This is a genomic window from Arthrobacter sp. SDTb3-6, assembly GCF_013376095.1.
Taxonomy (GTDB): domain Bacteria; phylum Actinomycetota; class Actinomycetes; order Actinomycetales; family Micrococcaceae; genus Specibacter.
Window position 1 is genome coordinate 1 of sequence record NZ_JAAMFN010000095.1, and the last position, 2,370, is coordinate 2,370.

A 2,370-nucleotide genomic window follows, 5' to 3' on the forward strand; every position below is an offset into this window, starting at 1 on the left:
ACCAGGCGGGCGTGCCAGTCCGACTGCTTGTACTGGGTGCAGAAGATGGTTGACGCGGCATCGTAGCGTCGCTCCATGAGTTCGAAGACGAACTTCAAGAACCCTCCGGCCGGTGGATCCAAAAGCCACTCGTCCAATACCAAAACACTGTAATTGGCGTACTTGCGCAACAGCTTATGCTGGCCCAGCGGCTTATCAGCTGCCTGCTGCCACTCTTCTTCGAGATCCGGGATGCGCACGTAGCCGGTACGGTACCGATGAACACATGCCTGCTTCGCCACCGCGCACGCAAGGTATGACTTGCCGGACCCGGTGAACCCCTGGAAGACAAGATTCCTGTTCAACTCGATGAAATGGCAGGTGGCCAGCTGGGCCAGCAGGGGCTGGTTCAGCCCGCGTTCCTCGCCCCGGTCCACGGTGCGCAGGTCAGCCTGCGGATACCGTAGCTTGGCCCGGCGAATCAAGCCGTCAGCCTTCGTGTTCAAGAACGAACCGTGGGCTTGGTCCACGGCCAGTTCGATCCGTGCTTCAACGCTCAATCCCATGCTCACGACATCGTCCTGGGCTTCGAAGGCCGTGAGCAGGTCGCCAGCGGACATTTCGCGTAGTTTGCGTTTGGTTTCGGTGTTCAGGTTCATTGGCTCTTCCTTGAGTAGTAGTCGCTGCCGCGCACGTATCCGGTGCTGTTGCTTTCGGCTGCTGGGGGGAGGGTTGCTTCTTTCCAGTGCTCGTCCTGCCGGTTCTGCAAGATCGGGTGCAAATGTCCATATCTTGGGGAGCGGATCCTGGACTGCAACGCGACGAAACAGGCGTTCTCCAGGCGTTGCGCCCCGTATTTCGACGACAAGCGCAGCACCGCCAAGACAGGGTTGATTCCCTGCTCGGCCACCGACACAGAGGCGAAGACCTTGTCGACAACCTCGACGGTGTTGGGGCCGACGCGGTGGGCCCACCCGAGCAGCCGTTTTGCGTCCCAGGAGCGGTACTTGCGTTCCGGCGGGATATCGGCATCATTGGTCCGGTACTGGTTGACCGTGGCGGTATCGAACAACAGATGGCTGCTGAGTCGTTGGGACTGAAGATAGACTTCCAACGTCTTGGAGGTGATCCGCAGATCCACGGTGGCGCCGACGTGTTTCAGCGGGACGGAGTAGAAGTTCTTCTTCCATGCCACGTAGCTGTTCTTCGCTACCTTGCGACCGTGGACCCAGGTGCTGATCTCGTACGGAACCACCGGAAGCGGGCGCAGCAGAGGGTGCTCCTCCTCCGTGAAGACGCTCTGGCGGGAACCGGCTCGTTTCTGGAAGGGCTGGGCGTTATAGGCGGCCATCTGCCGGTAGATTGCGGCCCGCAGGGCATCGAGGCTGGTGAATTGCTCATGGCGCAGCGAGGCGATCACCCACGTGGCGATATGGCCCACGGTATTCTCTACGCTGCTCTTGTCTTTGGGCCGGCGAACTCTTCCGGGCAGGATGACTGCACTATAGTGTTCGGCGAGGTGGCGGTAAGCATCGTTGAGGACGATTTCGCCTTCAGCGGGGTGCTTGAGCACCCCGGTTTTGAGGTTGTCGCAGATGATCCGCGGCACGCTGCCGCCGAAGGCGTTGAACATTGATGCGTGGCAAAGCATCCAGGATTCCTGCTTCATATCCAGGCAGGGCTCCACGAACGCGTACCGGCTGAAAGGCAGGGCGGCGACGAACAGATACACGGTGGACCGGTTGCCCGTGACGGGGTCGTGCAGGGCCATGGTGGGGCCTGACCAGTCCACCTCGACGCTGACACCTGCTTTGTGCTCCACCCTTGAGGTGGCTCCGTGTTCCAGGACGTAGCGCTGGTAGGACTTGCAGAATCTGTCGTAGCCCATGAACGCCGCTCCGGTGGCTTTGGCCTGATCGGAGTATTCGGCGTGCAAGAGCTTCAGGTTGGTGCCGACCTTGGCCAGTTCCTTATGAATGCTGGACCAGTCTGGTTGCGTAAATACACTTTCGTGCTCGCTGCGTCCAGGGAACAGCAACTGGTAGACCTTCTCTTCGTTGAGGTCCTTGAGTTCCTCCCAACTGCGGGATGCCGCGTCGGCGGCGTTGATGACTTCGGCGACACTATTGCGGGATACGCCTTGGGTGGACGCGATGGCACGTCCTGACAACCCTTCAGCGCGAAGCTGGAGGATCCGCTTCGCTTTGATCTTTCGTACCATTGAAAATGGCTCCTTCCACCACACAGGCTGTTGCATGGTGGGAGGAGTCTACGCAGGGTGGCTCTGAACGAGAATATCGAATGGCTCTAAAGGGCAATAACGATGCTTCCGGCAGGTGGCTCTAAACCGCAATATTGGCGGCCCTCAAAGAGTCAAATATTCATTTCAGC

The 2,370-nt window shown here is 59.4% G+C and carries 2 protein-coding genes; both read right to left on the minus strand.

The features are described 5' to 3' along the window. The coding region (locus G6035_RS19400; protein ID WP_176618739.1) for an ATP-binding protein at window positions 1-638 on the minus strand (638 nt) is incomplete at its 3' end. After that, the gene (gene istA, locus G6035_RS19405) at window positions 635-2,200 is read right to left on the minus strand and encodes an IS21 family transposase (protein WP_176618740.1); all 1,566 of its coding nucleotides are present in this window, start codon (window positions 2,198-2,200) and stop codon (window positions 635-637) included. The genes G6035_RS19400 and istA, both read right to left, overlap by 4 nt. Window positions 2,201-2,370 lie beyond the last annotated feature (170 nt).

Excerpts from the sequence above, each read along its gene's own strand:
- istA (WP_176618740.1), bottom strand. The coding sequence starts at position 2,200 with ATGGTACGAAAGATCAAAGCGAAGCGGATCCTCCAGCTTCGCGCTGAA.